This window comes from Clostridium sp. BL-8, from assembly GCF_002006495.1.
Classification (GTDB): Bacteria; Bacillota; Clostridia; order Clostridiales; family Clostridiaceae; genus Clostridium.
In genome coordinates this window covers 16,291-33,747 of sequence record NZ_LZZL01000042.1, presented here as the reverse complement: position 1 = coordinate 33,747, position 17,457 = coordinate 16,291, and the positions used below count along the sequence as shown (strand labels likewise).

The window sequence follows — 17,457 nt, the reverse complement described above, 5'->3', positions numbered from 1 at the left end:
TATGGAGAATGTGATTGAAAATATAAAATCGAGAAGAAGTATAAGAAAGTATAAGAAAGAACAAATAAAAGATGAGGATTTGTATACAATTCTAGATGCAGGAAAGCATGCACCTAGTGGAGGAAATTCTCAGACATGGCATTTTACAGTGGTTCAGAATAATGAAATTCTTTTAGAATTAAATAGATATATAAAAGCAGCTTTTGAAAGACTAGAAGTAGATGAAAATACGTATAAAAGTAAAAAAACTGGCAAAATTGCTTCAAAAAATGATGACTACAGTTTTTATTACGGGGCTCCAACTGTAGTTATAGTATCTAATGATTGCACTTATAGTAATGCAATCGCAGATAGCGCCTGCGCCATAGAAAACATGCTCTTAACTGCAAATTTCTTAGAACTTGGAGCATGCTGGATAAATCAAATAACTTGGTTTGATGGCGATGAAAATGTAAGAAGCTTATTAACACGTCTTGGAATTCCAGAAAAGCATAAGGTTTGCGGCTCACTATGTGTTGGTTACATAGACGGCATAAAGCCAGTGAAGAAGATGTTAAAAGAGAGTACAGTAACAATTGTAAAATAATAATAAACAATAACACTAACAAAGATCTAAAACTTGGATTTTCGTTAGTGTTTTATTTATAGATATAAACTAAGTATTCATGTATTTATATGTGAGTACGAAAGTCAGCCTTAAAAAAATATTTTGCTAAAATATTTTGAAGAAAAATTATGTTATAATATGAGAAAGTTAGAAGAAAAATAACAATATTGTACTTAAATGATATTTAGGTATTATTGCATTTTTAGGTTTGAGGAATATAAGGATGATAAAAAAAATTATATTATATGTAACATGTTTAGTAATTGCTACTTTATTATTAAGTGGATGTGCGAAGGTGAACAATAATGAAGGTAATGAGACAAATAGCTTAAAAGAAAGCACAAATGGAATTAGCAAAAATACTCAAGCAAAAATAATTGATTATATTAATAATTATTCTAAAGATAGTGAGTTTAATGGCGCAATTCTCGTCTCGGATGGTAGCAATATAATATTAAATAAAGCGTTTGGAATGGCTGATTATGATAATAACATTGAAAATACAACTCAGACAGTTTTTGAGATTGCATCGCTAACAAAGCAGTTTACAGCAACAGCAATTTTAATGCTTCAAGAAAAGAATCTTTTAAGTGTTCAAGATCCTCTCAGTAAATATATTCCGGATTATCCTGAGGGAGATAAAATAAAAATTTATAATCTTCTTAATCATTCATCAGGAATTCATGATTACGTAGATTCAGCTGAATCCATTGAGAGTGAAAAAGATACATTTACTTTGGAGGAACTTATCGAATTATTTAAAAATGAACCGCTTGATTTTGAACCTGGAACAGAATTTGGATATAGCAATTCAAATTATATATTACTTGGATATATAATAGAAAAAGTATCTCAAAAAAAATATGAAGACTATATAGAAGAAAATATATTAAAACCTTTAAATTTAACGAATACAGGCTTTTTAAGCAATAAAGATACAATAAAGAATAAAGCAATTGGCTATTCTACAATAGATGCAAAAAACAATGAATACGAAAAGGCAATTGATAAAGAAGGACCAATTATAGCTTCGGCTGGAGAGATATGTTCAACTACTGAAGATTTATATAAATGGGAGCAGGCTTTATTTGCAGAAAAAATAATTAATAGAGCATCCTTAAACGAAATGTTTACTTCCGGAATAACCAGTTATGGGTATGGGTGGTCTATTGATGAAAGTGTAGAAGGGAATAAAGTTGTTTCTCATATGGGAAATCTGCCAGGATATACTTCCTATATAGGAAGAAATATTTATAAGAAATATTCAATTATTATATTAAGCAACAAAGATGATGATCCCTATGTTAGTTATTTATATACTGGAATACTTGAAATTCTAGGAGATAAATAATATATATATTGCAATAATAAAATTACATTTAGGATGTTTATCCCCTAAATAAATATCCAGAGGTCAAATGTGGAAAATCAATTGCAACATATATAAAATGATAAATATAAAGAGAATAATTAATGGAAGAATAAACTTAAAAGCATTTAAAAAAATTTAAAGATATGACATTGTTTTAGGAGGTATTATATTGGAACCAGAAGAAGTTGAATTATTGCCATCTGGGCTTGTAAGTTGTTTATTAGATGACAAAGAAGTACGTATATTAAAAATATCTCCTAAAAGACTAACTGTACGCACCGCTGAGGAAATAAGGAAAATAGATTGCATAAAAGTAGTATTTTATATATTTGATGAGTGTAGATATGAAGAAATAATGATAGAAAATTATAGTATTTTAGAAAAAAGAAAAGGTGATTTTGATTTAACGTATATTTTTGATATCAAATCACAGGAATATTTAATTAATGTAAGGAAGATTTTTAAAAATTATTCAAACTACATTACATTAAAAACCTTTGGGGATGGTAATGAATTTTCAAAGGAAATGGTTGATTATCCAGCAGAACTTGATTATGACTTTTATGAATATTATTTAGAGCAGAAAAAAGACTGGCTGTCAAAGCTAAATTATTCAGAATATAATGAGAATGTTCTAGCTTCAATAGAATTAGCTATCACTTTAGATAATTATATTTTGTATAAAGAGTATATAGATAACAATATAGAAGTATTTAAGAATAGTTACTTAAAAGAAAATTTTGTAGATAATCATAAGTTATTTCAAAAGGATATAAACAGACTTTATATTGGAAATGAATTTTGCCATAATTTATTTCCAGAAGTAAAACTGTTAATGAATATGATGCAGAAAGCCAAGCAGGAAGAACTTCAAATAACACTTTGTTTTACATATATGAGAGATTGCTTTATAGAAAAAACAAAGGATATTATAGATAAGGTATACAGCTGGTGTAATGAAAATAATAAATCAATAGAGATTATAGTAAATGATTTTGGAATGCTTAAGCTGCTTGAAGATAAAACTGATTATTTAAAGTTGTCACTAGGAGTGTTATTAAATAAGCGAAAAAAAGATCCAAGATATATTTATAAGAAAGAATATATGGAAAATAAAAAGCTTATGGCAGAGAATAGCCTTAATAGTTCAATTTTTAATAGCTTTTTGAAAGAATGTAAAATAGAACGATATGAATATGAAAATTGTGGTTATAGAATAGCTATTGCAGAAGGACATAATAGTATGCATGTTCCGTTTTATGTAACAAATACCTCACAATATTGTCCGCTATATGCAATGTGTGTGAGCTTTGATAGAGGAAATCAGAAACTTGTTGATAGCTGCCAAAAGTACTGCATGGATTATGTGTTTGCCTATCCAAAGCATTTGAAAATGGTTGGAATATATAATTCTTTATTTGCTTTTGATGATACTCTGCTTAAAGATCCAAAAGAATTAGAGTATTATATAAGTAATGGGATAGATAGAGTAGTTTTAAATTTCATATGATATAGTAATAATAAAGAAGACAATAGATTAATATACTTGTCTATTGTTTTCTCATGTGTTTAGGCACATGAAAATAAATAACAATTCCAAAATTTCGCTGGATATTTTTCATCAGGGCAGGAAATAAAATGCACTCATAGCCAAGTCTATTAGGGCATTTTGTTGATGCAGCATGATGGGAAATAGCCTTGCAAGTGGACTCGTTATTTATTTGATAGTGGCTTGGGAGGAAAAGGTAATGAAGATAGTAGCAGGATTAGGATCTATTGATGATTATATAACCATTGTGAAAGCTGGAGCAGATGAAGTTTTTTGTGGATATGTTCCTTATGAATGGAATAAGAAATATAGTAATTTGTTTCCGTTAAATAGAAGAGAAGTGCTTTACTATAACATTCAGATAGGATCCTTTGAAGAGATGAAGATACTTAAAAAAATGGTTGATATATATAAGGTACCGGTGAGTATAACTTTTAATTATTTATATTATCTTGAAGAACAATATGAAATAATAGCTAAAATGATAAAAGCTTTAATAGATATTGGATTTAATGATTTTATTATAGCAGACCTTGCACTTATACTATATTTAAAAGAAAAAAATATAAAATGCTCTGTACATTTAAGTGGTGAATGTGCTGAATTAAATCGTCTTTCCATTGACTTTTTTAATAAGCTTGATATATCACGATATATATTTCATAGAAAAAATTCAATTAAAGATATGGAATCGTGCATAAGTAATAACAAAACGGAAAGTCTGGAATATGAAGCATTTATCTTAAATGAGAGATGCCATTATACTGGAGCGTTTTGTAACTCGCTGCATTGTGATGAAATGATACATTTGTGTAAAATGCCATATCATTTATCAAAAGTGAGTAAATATGCAAATAATTTTAAGGATGTTGACAGGAAGCTTGAAGGTTACTATAAAGAGCAGGAAAATAAGAATAATGAAGAATTTTATGTAGAAGATCAATATGATATGGAAAATGAAATAGAAGATTCGTATGTTCTCGGAAGTACTGGTTGCGGGTTATGTTCTTTAAAAAGATTAAAGAAGGCTGGGGTTACACATTTAAAAGTAGTTGGAAGAGGAAATTCCATTGAGAATATGAAAAGAGATGTGGAAAATTTAAAGATAGCCTTAAGTATGTTAGAGGATATTGAAGATAGCAGTACTTATGAAAAAAGAATAAAAGACAAGTTGTTTCATGGTAAATGCGATGGACAATGTTATTATTACTGAATATAATAATAATTTAAAATTTGCATTATTTCAAAGGTTATACATGACTTTTGCAAATAATGCATTAAATCAACGAAGATCTAAGATCTTTTAAATTTTTTACTATGTACGTTGATTTGTTTAGTTTATGTACATATAAAATATGAAGTTTGCACGCATGAGAGAATAAAGCTTGCCTTATGATGTCATAGTATTTGTTTTATAACATAAAATTTAGAGGAGAACTTTTATGAAGAGAAAGATTGATCAAAAAACATTACTGCTTATTATAGTTACTCTATTTTGGTTTGCGCAATATGTATATATACCATTTCAAAGTCCATATTTGACTATGAAAGGTGTGTCAGCAAGTATGATAGGAACAATTGTTGGAGCTTATGGAATTGCTCAGTGCTTATTAAGACTTCCAGTTGGAATATTTGCAGATTCTATAGGCAGGCACAAAGGTTTTATATTTATAGGAATTGCTTTTGCAGGTTTAGCTTCAATAGTACGTGCCTTTATTCCAAGTGAAGAAGGGTTTTTAGTTGCAAATATCTTATCAGGAACAGCTTCATCCATGTGGATTTCTTACATGGTTCATTATACAGGATATTTTTCAAAAGATCAGCAGCAAAAAGCCACAAGTACTATAATTGTTGCTAATAATTTGGGGATTTTACTTGGCTTTGCGGTAAGTACAATGTTTTATGATAAATTAGGTATGAAATTTTTATGTACTATGAGTGCTATAGCAGGAATAACGGGGGCATTTATAGCGTTAAATATTAAAGATCATCAAAACAGAGAATATAAAAGTGAGAAGTCTAATAAAAATATATCCATAATAAAATACATATCAATTTGCAAAAATAAGAGATTAATGTTTTTTTCTGCATTGGCATTAATTCAACAAGGTATTCAGATGTCTACAACAATGTCGTTTACAACGCAAATATTAAAGGATTTAGGGGCAGCTTCACTAATCGTAGGTTTATCTTCCGTATTATATATGATATGTGCAGTATTATCAGCAGGTTTTGCATCTTCAAAATTCTGCATTAAAAGTGGTCCTAAATTATGGATTCCAGTAGTTTTCTTTCTAATATCTATTTATTGTATATTAGTTCCAACAGTAAAGAGCATACCAAAGATTTTCTTATTGCAGATTATTCCAGGAATGTCTACAGGTATCCTTTGTTCATATTTAACAAGTGAAGCAATGAAAGAAGTACCACAATATCAGAAATCCACGGCAATGGGATTTTTTCAAGCGGTTTATGCTATAGGCATGTCTGTTCTACCAATGATTGTAGGAAGAATTTCTGTAGCAATTTCTATGAAAAATGGCTATTTCCTATTAGCTGCTATTTCAATTTGTGGAGTTGTAGCTTCAATGATATATTATAGAAATTCTAACAAAAATACAGTGAAAACTGATTATTGTACAGAAAAATTGAATTGATAATTTTTGAGTTTGAAATGAGAATAGATACTATAAATAAAATCTACATTTCATAGTTTATTTATAGTATCCATAGCTTTCAAAATGAAACTAAAAAGAATTCAAAATTTATATCTATGGAGAAATTATATAAAGAGTGTTGACATTAAAAGTTTATTAAAATATAATTAGAATGAACATTCTATCTAATATAAATTATAGATTTGCACGGAGGATTAATAATGTTTGAAGAATATAATAAAGTTCAAAAGGCAGTTTTAGAGACTACCCTTGAACTTATAAGTGAAAAAGAATTGCAGGCAACATCAATGTCCTTAATTTCCAAGGTTTCAGGTATATCTACTGGAAGTATCTATCATTACTTTAATAGTAAAGAGGATATTATAAATGAGCTTTTTAAGGGAATAGTTAACTCTCAATCTAATGAAATTTTAAAAGGTTTTGATTCAAATGAAGATCTTGAAGTCCGATTTCAAGAGGTTTGGAAAAACTTTATTAAGTTTGCAATAGATTATTCAAGAGCATTTCAGTTTATTGAGCAATATTCATTTTCTCCATATATTACAGATGAAGTAAAGAAAAAAGTAAATGAAGATGTTTGGTGCAATGAAGTTGCTAAGCTTTATTCAGAAGCTATTGAGCAAAAATTATTTATTGAATTGGAGCCTAAGCTAATGGTTCAAATGCATTATGGGTCTATGGTTTATTTATTAAAGTCATATTTTAATGGAATTACAGATCTTACAGATGATATTATTCAAACAGTAATTGATGCATGTTGGAATGCTGCAAGAAAAAAAGAGAACGAATTGTAAAATTCACACGGATATAGGAGATTTACAAGAATCAAATTGTGCAAAAACTCTTGTCTCCTTTGTAATGATATTAGAATGAACGTTCAATGCAAAAATTAAGAGATGGAGGAATAATTAATGAATACAAATGAAATAAAAAATTGGCACAAGGAAACTATTGGACAAAAGGTGGTAGATGCATTAATAAAAAATGATTTTGATGCTTTATATGTATCAACTATGGAAGAAGCTTCAGATTTTGTCATGAAGCATGTTACAGCAGAATCTAAAGTGGGGTTTCCAGGATCAATGACAATATATAATATGGGAATTCAAGATAAGGCTAGGGCACTTGGAGCAGAGGTTTTAGATCATGGTATTCCTGACTTAACTATAGAAGAAAGAGTAGAAATAGCAAAAAAAGAAATGTTAAGTGATTTATATCTTTGCAGTACAAATGCTATTACTTTAGATGGAACACTTGTAAATGTTGATGCTTGGGGAAATAGAATAGCAGCTATGAATTTTGGCCCTAAGAAAGTAATCATTGTAGTAAGTGCTGATAAAGTATGTAAAGATGAGACAGCTGCTTTTGAAAGATTAAAAACTACAGCAGCACCTATGAATAATGTAAGAATTGGAACCCAAAATGCATGTACCAAAACAGGCACATGTGTTAATTGCCAAGTAAAAAATAGAATTTGCAGAACATATTCAGTAATGAGAAAAAAACCAGGAATGAGTGATATCACAGTAGTTGTCGTAGGAGATAGTTTAGGATTTTAATTAATGAAAATTATAGTGAGTCAATAAGGTTATTTATTTTTTTACTGACATTAGAATGAACATTCGATTTGAAAATTGATTTAGAAATAATGAGATTATAATATGAAGAATAAAATAGTATTAGTAACAGGAGCAATAAGCGGTATTGGGAAAGCTACAGCAATAACATTAAAGGTTATTATCGGAAATTACTGCATCAATGACTGAATTGCATGATAGCTTTGCTCAAATGATTTCAATTAAAAGGATGGGAAATCCAGAAGAGATCGCAAATGAGATTGTATGGCTTCTACCAAATGAAGCTTCTTTTGCCACTGGTTCAACATTAATTATGGATGGTGGTTTCATTTCCTGATTAAAAAAACACAAAACCTCTAAGAATCCATAGCATGGATTCTTAGAGGTTCGTTATTGCACTTAGAACGTTAGTTACGGATAAATTTAATTCACTAAGATTTTAAATTCTTTTATATGGTGTATTCAACTCAATCATTTCGATAAATTTTGAAAGGGAACTAGTCATTAAAGAATCTTTTCGTCTTATAAAAAATGTTTTTGTAGTATTGTATTTATCAGGTACTGAGAATGATTTTAGAAGTCCTTTCCTTTCATAATCTTCAATAGTAGACTTGGGTATAAAGGATGCACCAAGATCAGCAATAACACCTTCAATAATAGAAGTTAAATTATTAAATTCCATATACCGAATATTATGAACACCTTTAAATTTAAGCCAGTTTTCAAGTTGTGCTCTATTAGGGCATCTTGCTGTACTCATCAAAAATGGTTTTGAATATAGATCTTCTATATCAGCATATTTAGGGTTTGATATTAGTACTAAGGTTTCTTCGACTACAAGTTCACTTACGATATTATCATCGTTAAAGGATTGAGCTTTGACAAAAGCACAATCTAACTGGAAATGTTTTATTTTATAAATAAGTTCATCTGATTGACTTGTTATAAGGGATAGATCAACTTTGGGATAAGCTTTATGATACTGGGCCAGAACTTCAGGAAGGCGTATGGCAGATATTGTGTGAACAGCACCAATTGATAAACTTCCTGAAGGGTCACAACAATCATTTAAAGCTTTATTGGCCTCATCTAGTAAGTAAATGATTTTTTCTGCATAAGCTAACAATTTTTCACCTGTAGGAGTTAAAATCATGCCTCGCTGTCTATAAAAGAGTTGTGTATTTAAATCAGACTCTAATTGCTGAATTCTAGCGGTGACATTAGATTGAACATATCCTAAGGTTTGTGCAGCTTTTGTTATACTGCCAGTTTGAGCAACAGCTCTGAAAATTCTTAATTCATTACTTTCCATTTCATCACTCCAACATATAAATCATTAAAAATGAATCTTAATATCTTATATAATCATTTTACATGATATATAATCTCTTGTAAACTATGTATAGAAAACAAAATTAAATGGCTTCGATGGGATGAATCATATAAGCGTTTATCTACACTCGAAAATTTATTCCATTTATAAATAAGGAGATTATATGACAAATTCTAAATCACACAAATGGAGCATTCTACTTGTTGTGACATTAGTTTCATTTATTACAAATTTAGATTCTACTATCGTAATAATAGGTTTGCCTAATATGATGGAAGGATTAAATATTTCAGTAACTACTGGATTGTGGATAATTACTGGTTACATTATTGCAAGTACAGTTTTAATATTACCTGCTGGAAAATGGGCAGATACAGTTGGAACAAAGCGTATTTTCATGTTAGGACTTATAATTTTTGCAGTTGGTACAATACTTTGTGGAATTGCAGACTCAGGATTGACTTTAAATTTATATAGGTTAATTCAAGGAGGTGGAGCAGCTTTAGCTATGGCAACTGCAACTCCAACTATAATTAAGACTTTTCATAATAGTGAGCTTGGACTAGCCTTGAGTATTAATGCTACTTCATGGGTTATTGGAGCAATAATTGGACCAGTAGCTGGTGGTGCTTTAATTAGCAGCTTTGGTTGGAGATCAATATTTTTTATTACAGTACCTTTTGTATTTCTTTGCATAATTGGAGCATTTTTGGTAATGGAAGAGACTAAACCTAATATTAATCAAAAAAATGATTGGATAGGCATACTAACATTTAGCCTAGGGTTAATATTAACGATGATAGTACTTTCAGAAGGACAATCATTAGGATGGGTATCATATAAAACTTTAGGATTATATATAGTTACAATTTTATTATGGATTGCATTTATAATTACAGAATTACGTGTAGAAAATCCATTATTTAATTTCAAGTTGCTTTTGTACAGAAATTATTCAATTGGACTTGTAATTACATTGTGTTATTGCATTGCATATTTTTCATTACCTTTATTGTTGAGTATATATTTGCAAAGTGCATTACATTTAAGTCCTACGATGTCAGGGCTATTAATGATTTCACTATCGGTACCACAGCTTATATTGGGCCCATTTGCAGGTAAACTTGTAGATAATATCGGATCATTAAAGACTCTTACATTTGGAATTGTATTTCTTATTATAGGAATATTTTTTCTTGGAAATCTTGGGGAAGAGCTATCAGTTAAAGCTATAGTCGCACCATTAATATTATTATCAATAGCAAATGGCTTAGCTTGGCCAGCGTTAGCGAAAACTGTATTGTCAGCAGTTCCTAAAGAACAAGCTGGTTCAGCATCAGGTATGCATTATACTATAATGAATATTGGTAAAGCATTAAGTCAGACATTAGTCATATTAACAATAGAAATGATTATACCTGCTGATGTAGTTTCTAAAGCGATAATAGGAATAGGAAATTTAAATATTGTAAATATAAATGGTAACTTGGTTAATTCTATAGACTCTAGCTTTAGATTTTTTACTATTTTCTTTATAGCTGCATTAATTTTAAGTTTTATTCTTCTGTATTTAAAAAGTAAAAACAATTCTGTTAATAAAGAAGCAGCTAGTAATTTATAAAATTTTATGAATTATTTCATAGAGGAGTATACGAAAGCTAGAAAATTCTATTATAATGATTAATGTTAAAGTTAATATTAATCATTATAATAAAATTGGAGTTAAATTATATGAATAGAGCAACAAATACTTTGAAAATCTCAAATTATGATAAGTTTAAGTGTATAGCTGATAAATGCAGGTTTACCTGTTGCGAAGGCTGGGATGTTAGCATAGATACAGACATCTATAATAAATGGAAAAAAGAGAAATTTGATTATATTTTAGACAATGTAAAAACAAAAAAAGGCAAAGGTAAAACAGAGTATTTTATAAATAAGAAAACTGAAGAAGCGTGCCCATTTCTAGATAAACAGGGATTATGTAATATAGTGAAAAGTAATGGGGAGGAGTGTTTACCTTTAACTTGTCATGTGTTTCCAAGATTAGAGAGCATCTTTGAAGACAGAAAAGAACTTTCGTTATCATGTGCATGTCCTGAAGTAGTAGAAATCATAAGTAACATGGATGGAAAAATAAATATGTCTTTGGAAAATGGTACTGATTTAAAAAGTAATTCTTCAGAACTTAAAATTAGGGAGATTCTAGTTAACCTTCTGCAGCAGGAAAACTTTTCCCTAGATTATAAGATGATTATTGGATTTCAAATGCTGTTAATTATTTTAGAAAATGAAAGTTTTAGTGAAGATGACTTATTAGAAGAAATAGAAAAGTATAATGACAGAAAGTATATAAAGCATAGTATAGATATATATAAGGAAATAGACCTAAATGTAAATGAATCAATTGAAGAAATTAACTATTTATTTCTAGATATTATACAGAATTATAAAGAAGTTCCTATTTTTAAACTTATGTTAACAGATATTTCCAACTATGCTCAAAACATTGAAATTGCAAGCATTTGTGCTAAATGGTATAACTATAAATATTTACTTAATCAATATGATAATTTCATTGAGAATTGTATTGTATTGAAAATTTTAAGCAGCTGCACAAGTAAGGATATTGAAGAATTTACGGTTTCATTTCAGATGATCATATTGGAGTATTTACTGGTGAGGTATGCTGGATTTATAAAGTATTGTATGGATGAAAAGAAAGAAATAAATATTGAAGATATAAAAGATTATATTGTTGTCTTTTCAAGGATTATTGAAAATAATACTGAAGCTGTTTTAGAATTTTTTAGAGAAGGTTTTGGTGATGTGCTTATAGAAGTCGGATATCTGTGTTTTATAACTTTATTTTAATAGTTAATAAGCAAGTATAAATTATATGAGAAGAATTTAAAGCTGCTTTAGTCATAGAACCTGCGAAAATTTACATTTGGATTTTCGCAGGTTTTTGTTTATTGAGATTGAAAAAAATTTTTAGATAAATGCAGAGTTAAGAGAGATATTTGAAAATAAATATCTGTTTTAATAATATGTATATAACTAATACCTATTATTGAATATAATTGAAATGAGGACGATAAAAATCTGAAGAATGCATACAAAAAATATTTAAGAAATTATATTATTCTTCTACTTGTCGATGATCTAATCTATTAAATTCATTTAAACGGTATTCCATATTTTTTTCGTAATCCTTATTAAAAATACAAGAAAATATTATATCCAGGACATATTGAGTAGCAATATGAGATGAAAAGTGTGATATCTTTTTCTTTAAATTTTCTTTACTGGAAACAAAGATATGATAATTAAATAATTTAGTTAGATAGTTTTCTTGAGCTGAGCAGATAACTAATGTCTCAATTTCTTTTCGCTTTAGAACTAAAGCAATTTCTTTAATTTCAGGAGTTTTCCCTGAATATGAAAGAATAATTGCTACTTGTTTATTTTTACTATTAGAAGCGGCGGCACGGTATACTTGGTTCATAGGTACTAAAGAGACATTAACATACCTTCCAATACTCTGCATTTTATCTTGAAAATTCAAGGCTGTTTGGATGTTATTTGTAACAGCATACATATCAACTATTTCAGCATTATAAATTAAATCAACTGCATCTTTAAGCTGATCAGTATCAAAAAAAGAGAAGGTATTGTTTAGGGTATCAATGTAAAGTTGTTTTATATTAACAGCAATTTGAAATTGCGAATCATCTTTTTTAAAAGGGAAGTTTATATCAATAATATCTGGTTTATTCATTTTAGAATATAACTCTTCAACAAATTTGATTTTGAATTCTTTAAAACCATTGAGGCCAATTTTTTTACATAATCTATGTATAGTAGATATTGATGAAAAAGATACTTTTGCCAATTCATCTAATGACATACCAGCAACTTGCTCTTGATTTTTTAATATGTAATCAGCAAGTAATTTTTCTGTTTCTGTTAGATTATTTGCATATAGAAGCAAGTTATAAATTGTCATGTTGAATGCCTCCTTAATAAATTTCATATTTTCATTTTAGCATTAATAAGAAATATTTTCATCAGAACAATTTATAGAGTTACAAAGAAGCAGCATGAAAAATATATAGCATGGAAGGAGAAATAATAATGGGATATAAATTAATAGCTTGCGATATGGATGAAACATTATTAAACGACAATCATGTAATTTGTCAAAGAAATATTGATTTAATAAAAAGAGCCAAAAATGAATATGGGGTTAAATTTGTACCGGCCACAGGGAGAGGCTATGAATCTATTAAACGTGATTTAAAAGTTTTGGGATTGTATGATGAGGCTGGAGAATATGTTATTTCTTTTAATGGAGGCGCATTAACAGAGAATAAAGCAGGTAAATTGCTAAAATTTAAAGGGTTAATGTTTGAGAAAATGAAAGAAATTTTTGAGTATGGTTTGACGAAAGACGTTTGTATACATGTTTATACAAAGGATAAATTATATATTTATAATTTATCAGAAAGTGAGAAGGAAAGGCTTAAAAACCAGAAATTAGAATGCATTCTTATGAAAGAAAATACAGTAGATGCTTTAAAGGATGAACCAATTGCTAAAATTCTATACCAGAATATAGATGTGCCATATTTGATGAGTTTAGAACCAGAAATGAAGAATATTACAGATGGGCATTGTGTTATAAGTTATTCATCAAATCGGTACATGGAATTCAATGCTCTAGGTGTGGACAAGGGAAGAGGTTTAATTGATTTAGCAGGAATTTTAGATATTGATATTAAAGATGTAATTGCTGTAGGTGATAACTACAATGATATGTCCATGTTAAAGCTAGCAGGATTATCAGTAGCTGCTGGAAATGCTGTTGAGGATGTGAAAAAAGTCTGCAATTATACAACTGAAGCTGATAATAATGAAGGTGTTGTTGCTGAATTAATCGAAAAATTTATATTTAAGGAATAGTAATAATATTGAAGTTTGGTGATGCAAAATGATGGAACAGCTGCAAGACCAATAATAGAAATACATAAAGATAATTATTAATAATTAAACCCATGACAATATTTAATTTTAATATTGCCATGGGTTATTTTTTTATCACATAATTTCACATAATTCTATGATAATTCTTACATAAATATTGATTAAAATGAAAACAAGCTTAAAGAAAAGAAGTTTCTTAGTGAAATTTATATATCTAATTATTTTATTTGATTAGGAGGAGAGGAAATGAAAATTACTGAATTAGCAGTAAAAAAACCTTTAAGCATAATTATAGTGGTTGCTTTGATTATGGGACTAGGAATATTCGGATATGCAAATTTAGGAGCTGATTTATTTCCAGCAATTGATGCTCCTGTTATAACTATAACAACTACATATAGTGGGGCAGGTACCAAAGAAATAGAAGAAAATGTCACAAAGCCAATAGAAGATGCGGTATCTGGCATAAGCGGTATTGATACCTTAAAGTCTGGATCAGTGGAAGGCTATGGCTATACCATAATTAAATTTACCATGAATACAGATATGAACTCAGCATTTATGGATGTTCAACAGGCATTGGGAGATATTTCAAATAAACTTCCAGAAGGCGCTTCAAAACCTGTTATAAAAAAGGCAGATAAAAATGCAGCTCCAGTTATGATGATTTCAGTTTCAAGTTCATTACCTTATGGCGAACTTTATAACGCAGCAGATGATATTCAAAAATCTTTAGAAAAGATCAGTGGAGTTGGGGAGGTGACTTTAGAAGGAGCAGTTCAAAAGGAATTAATGATTGATGTTGATAAAACTTCTATGGAGCAATATGGCATAAGCATTAATACTATCGTAAGCAAGCTGCAAAGTGAAAATGTAAATATTCCAGCAGGTCAGCTTAAGCAGGAAAATTCTAAAGAGACCATGAGGGTTCTTGGCGAGTTTCAAAATATAGAAGATATAGAAAATATTCAAATACCAATGACAAATGGAGGAACTATAAGACTTAAAGATATTGCAGATATAAAGCTGGATTATCCAGATGAAAGTGAGCTAGTAAGATTAAATGGAGAAAGCTCCATAGGTATATTCGTTAAAAAACAAAGTGATGCAAATATAGTTGAAACAACAAAGGCTGTTAAAGAAGAGCTGAAAAGTATAGAGAAGACTTTGCCAAGTGGAATTAATGTTAGTATAGCAGACGATTCTTCTACCTTTATTAATGAATCTTTATCAGAAGTTAAAATAGGTCTTATTGAAGGTATAATCACAACAAGTGTTATAATGTTTCTATTTCTAAAGAGTATAAAATCTTCATTAATAGTTCTTGTTGCAATACCTACATCGCTTCTTGCCACATTTTTTATGATGTATGTTTTTAATTTTACACTTAATATGTTATCACTTTTGGCTTTATCTTTATCAATAGGAATATTGGTAGATGACTCTATAGTTGTACTCGAAAATATTCAAAGGCACCTGAGTCAGGGGAAGGGACTTATAAGAGCAGCTATAGATGGACGTGATGAAATAGGAATGGCAGCTATATCAATAACCTTATGTGACATAGTAGTCTTTGGGCCAGTTGCTTTCATGTCTGGAATGGTTGGACAATTTTTCAGGCAGTTTGGACTTACAGTAATATTCGCAACAATATTTTCGCTTATTGTTTCTTTCACTCTCACTCCAATGTTAGCGTCAAGATTACTTAAGGAGAAAAAAGATGATATAGATAGCAATGATCATAAAGTCGAAGCTAAAAAAGGATTTATGACAAGGTTATTTGATAAAGTAAATGAAGAATATAAAAGATTTTTGCTCTGGTCACTAGATAATAGATGGAAAGTTGTAAGTATTGTCATGGTAATGTTCACACTTAGTATATTACTTATTCCTTTTAAAGCTATTAAGACAGAATTTTTGCCAACAACAGATCAAAGTAAATTTACAATTAATGTTGATTTAAGTCCTGGTTCAGATATAGCGGATACAGATGAAAAAGTGAAGGAATTAGAAGAACATTTAAAAAGTGTACCAGAAGTAAGTGAATATTTTACTGTAATTGGAAGTGATAATGAATCTTCAGCAACGATTAACGTCGATTTAAAAGAGAAGAGTAAAAGAAAGAAGAGTCAAGGTGAGGTTGCTCAGGAAATACGGGAATGGAGCAAGAGTTTGACAGGGGTTGATGTTTCTGTAAATGAAAGCAATGGACTTTCACAAGATAATGGAGATGGAGCAAAGCCTATCGCTATAAATATAATTGGTCCTAATGTAGAAGTTTTAAAAGATCTAGGTGATAAAACAGAGAGTATGGTAAAAGACATTAAAGGAACAACAGATGTTAGTAATAGCATGAAAGCTAACGAAAATGAAATTGATGTTGAAGTTGATAGAACAGCAGCTGCACAATTTGGAATTAAGCCATCAGATATTGCAGGTGCCCTTAAGGCGGCATCTAACCAAGGCACAGATGCTGGTGTATATAGAAAAGATGGTGATGAATATGATATGACTGTCAAATTTCAAGATGGACAAGTTAAAACTAAAGATCAGATGTCTTCAATAATGATAGCTAATCCATCAGGAACACAAGTACCATTAGATCAAGTTGCAAAGGTGTCTTTAGGTGATAGCCCACAGGAGCAATTAAGAATGGATAGAGATGAAATGGTAACTATATATGCAAATGTACAAGGCAGAACAGTAGGAAGTGTAAATACAGATATTAAAAAAGCTATTGAGAATGAAGATATGCCTACAGGTTATGAAGTGACTTACGGAGGGGATCAGCAAAATATGGCTACTTCTTTTAAATCGCTAATTGAAGCTTTGGCTGTATCTATAGTACTTGTATATATGATATTGGTTGTTCTATATGAATCTTGGCTTACACCTTTTTTAAGGATGTTATCACTTCCATGTGGAATGATCGGAGCATTAATAGCTTTGGTCATTACTAGAAATACTTTAAATATCGTAACAATGATTGGACTGATAATGCTTGATGGTCTTGCTTCTAAAAATGGAACTCTGCTTATCGATTATACGAATACATTAATGAAGAGAGGAATGCCTTTAAGAGAAGCTCTTATAGAATCAGGAAGTACAAGACTTAGACCAATCATGATGACTACAATAACTATGATTGTTGGTATGCTTCCAACAGCATTGGCCATGGGTCAAGGAAGTGAATATAGATCAGGAATGTCTATAGCACTTATTGGGGGCATGATTACCTCTACAATATTATCTCCAGTACTTATTCCAGTTGTGTATACATTGATTGATGATATGAAAAAGAGAATTTTAGAGAGAAGAAATAGTAAAAAAGGGGCAGCAAATAAACTATAGAGGT

The 17,457-nt window shown here is 29.6% G+C and carries 14 protein-coding genes; 12 read left to right on the top strand and 2 right to left on the bottom strand.

The window, feature by feature from the left end; genetic code table 11:
* Position 1 precedes the first annotated feature (1 nt).
* From CLOBL_RS15150 to CLOBL_RS15115, 8 genes are all read left to right on the top strand, one after another.
* The gene (locus CLOBL_RS15150) at positions 2–586 is read left to right on the top strand and encodes a nitroreductase family protein (protein ID WP_077859810.1); all 585 of its coding nucleotides are present in this window, start codon (positions 2–4) and stop codon (positions 584–586) included.
* A 244-nt stretch (positions 587–830) separates the two neighbouring features.
* Entirely contained in the window at positions 831–1,958 is a 1,128-nt protein-coding gene (locus tag CLOBL_RS15145; RefSeq protein WP_077859809.1) for a serine hydrolase domain-containing protein, read from the top strand.
* Between the two features lie 190 nt (positions 1,959–2,148).
* On the top strand, positions 2,149–3,489 hold the full coding sequence (locus CLOBL_RS15140) for a hypothetical protein (protein WP_077859808.1): 1,341 nt from the start codon (positions 2,149–2,151) through the stop codon (positions 3,487–3,489).
* A gap of 238 nt (positions 3,490–3,727) precedes the next feature.
* On the top strand, positions 3,728–4,741 hold the full coding sequence (locus CLOBL_RS15135) for a U32 family peptidase (RefSeq protein ID WP_077859807.1): 1,014 nt from the start codon (positions 3,728–3,730) through the stop codon (positions 4,739–4,741).
* A gap of 229 nt (positions 4,742–4,970) precedes the next feature.
* Positions 4,971–6,185 carry an MFS transporter gene (locus CLOBL_RS15130; RefSeq protein ID WP_077859806.1) on the top strand — a complete coding sequence of 405 codons (1,215 nt, stop codon included), beginning with the start codon at positions 4,971–4,973 and terminating at the stop codon, positions 6,183–6,185.
* A 221-nt stretch (positions 6,186–6,406) separates the two neighbouring features.
* Entirely contained in the window at positions 6,407–7,000 is a 594-nt protein-coding gene (locus CLOBL_RS15125; protein ID WP_077859805.1) for a TetR/AcrR family transcriptional regulator, read from the top strand.
* 117 nt (positions 7,001–7,117) lie between these two features.
* Complete coding sequence (locus CLOBL_RS15120) at positions 7,118–7,765, top strand: lactate utilization protein (protein WP_077859804.1); 648 nt, start codon at positions 7,118–7,120, stop codon at positions 7,763–7,765.
* A gap of 199 nt (positions 7,766–7,964) precedes the next feature.
* A complete protein-coding gene (locus CLOBL_RS15115) occupies positions 7,965–8,120 on the top strand; it encodes an SDR family oxidoreductase (RefSeq protein ID WP_077859803.1) in 156 nt (51 codons plus the stop codon).
* 102 nt (positions 8,121–8,222) lie between these two features.
* Here the strand turns inward: CLOBL_RS15115 and CLOBL_RS15110 are convergent, their stop codons facing one another.
* Positions 8,223–9,095: a LysR family transcriptional regulator gene (locus CLOBL_RS15110; RefSeq protein ID WP_077859802.1), complete on the bottom strand. Its 873-nt coding sequence runs from the start codon at positions 9,093–9,095 to the stop codon at positions 8,223–8,225.
* A gap of 184 nt (positions 9,096–9,279) precedes the next feature.
* Here CLOBL_RS15110 and CLOBL_RS15105 point away from each other — a divergent pair, with 184 nt between their 5' ends.
* Positions 9,280–10,737: an MFS transporter gene (locus CLOBL_RS15105; protein ID WP_077859801.1), complete on the top strand. Its 1,458-nt coding sequence runs from the start codon at positions 9,280–9,282 to the stop codon at positions 10,735–10,737.
* Between the two features lie 110 nt (positions 10,738–10,847).
* Positions 10,848–11,990: a flagellin lysine-N-methylase gene (fliB, locus tag CLOBL_RS15100; protein ID WP_077859800.1), complete on the top strand. Its 1,143-nt coding sequence runs from the start codon at positions 10,848–10,850 to the stop codon at positions 11,988–11,990.
* A gap of 268 nt (positions 11,991–12,258) precedes the next feature.
* Here fliB and CLOBL_RS15095 read toward each other — a convergent pair whose 3' ends face one another.
* Positions 12,259–13,125, bottom strand: a complete 867-nt coding sequence (locus CLOBL_RS15095; protein ID WP_077859799.1) for a MurR/RpiR family transcriptional regulator — start codon at positions 13,123–13,125, stop codon at positions 12,259–12,261.
* A gap of 128 nt (positions 13,126–13,253) precedes the next feature.
* Between CLOBL_RS15095 and CLOBL_RS15090 the strand changes: the two genes are divergently transcribed.
* On the top strand, positions 13,254–14,081 hold the full coding sequence (locus tag CLOBL_RS15090) for a Cof-type HAD-IIB family hydrolase (protein WP_077859798.1): 828 nt from the start codon (positions 13,254–13,256) through the stop codon (positions 14,079–14,081).
* A gap of 267 nt (positions 14,082–14,348) precedes the next feature.
* Positions 14,349–17,453, top strand: coding sequence for an efflux RND transporter permease subunit (locus CLOBL_RS15085; protein WP_077859797.1), 3,105 nt, complete (start codon positions 14,349–14,351; stop codon positions 17,451–17,453).
* Positions 17,454–17,457 lie beyond the last annotated feature (4 nt).

Coding starts and splice junctions, on each gene's coding strand:
- CLOBL_RS15150 (WP_077859810.1), top strand. CDS start 2: ATGGAGAATGTGATTGAAAATATAAAATCGAGAAGAAGTATAAGAAAG.
- CLOBL_RS15145 (WP_077859809.1), top strand. CDS start 831: ATGATAAAAAAAATTATATTATATGTAACATGTTTAGTAATTGCTACT.
- CLOBL_RS15135 (WP_077859807.1), top strand. CDS start 3,728: ATGAAGATAGTAGCAGGATTAGGATCTATTGATGATTATATAACCATT.
- CLOBL_RS15130 (WP_077859806.1), top strand. CDS start 4,971: ATGAAGAGAAAGATTGATCAAAAAACATTACTGCTTATTATAGTTACT.
- CLOBL_RS15125 (WP_077859805.1), top strand. CDS start 6,407: ATGTTTGAAGAATATAATAAAGTTCAAAAGGCAGTTTTAGAGACTACC.
- CLOBL_RS15120 (WP_077859804.1), top strand. CDS start 7,118: ATGAATACAAATGAAATAAAAAATTGGCACAAGGAAACTATTGGACAA.
- CLOBL_RS15115 (WP_077859803.1), top strand. CDS start 7,965: ATGACTGAATTGCATGATAGCTTTGCTCAAATGATTTCAATTAAAAGG.
- CLOBL_RS15110 (WP_077859802.1), bottom strand. CDS start 9,095: ATGGAAAGTAATGAATTAAGAATTTTCAGAGCTGTTGCTCAAACTGGC.
- CLOBL_RS15105 (WP_077859801.1), top strand. CDS start 9,280: ATGACAAATTCTAAATCACACAAATGGAGCATTCTACTTGTTGTGACA.
- fliB (WP_077859800.1), top strand. CDS start 10,848: ATGAATAGAGCAACAAATACTTTGAAAATCTCAAATTATGATAAGTTT.
- CLOBL_RS15095 (WP_077859799.1), bottom strand. CDS start 13,125: ATGACAATTTATAACTTGCTTCTATATGCAAATAATCTAACAGAAACA.
- CLOBL_RS15090 (WP_077859798.1), top strand. CDS start 13,254: ATGGGATATAAATTAATAGCTTGCGATATGGATGAAACATTATTAAAC.
- CLOBL_RS15085 (WP_077859797.1), top strand. CDS start 14,349: ATGAAAATTACTGAATTAGCAGTAAAAAAACCTTTAAGCATAATTATA.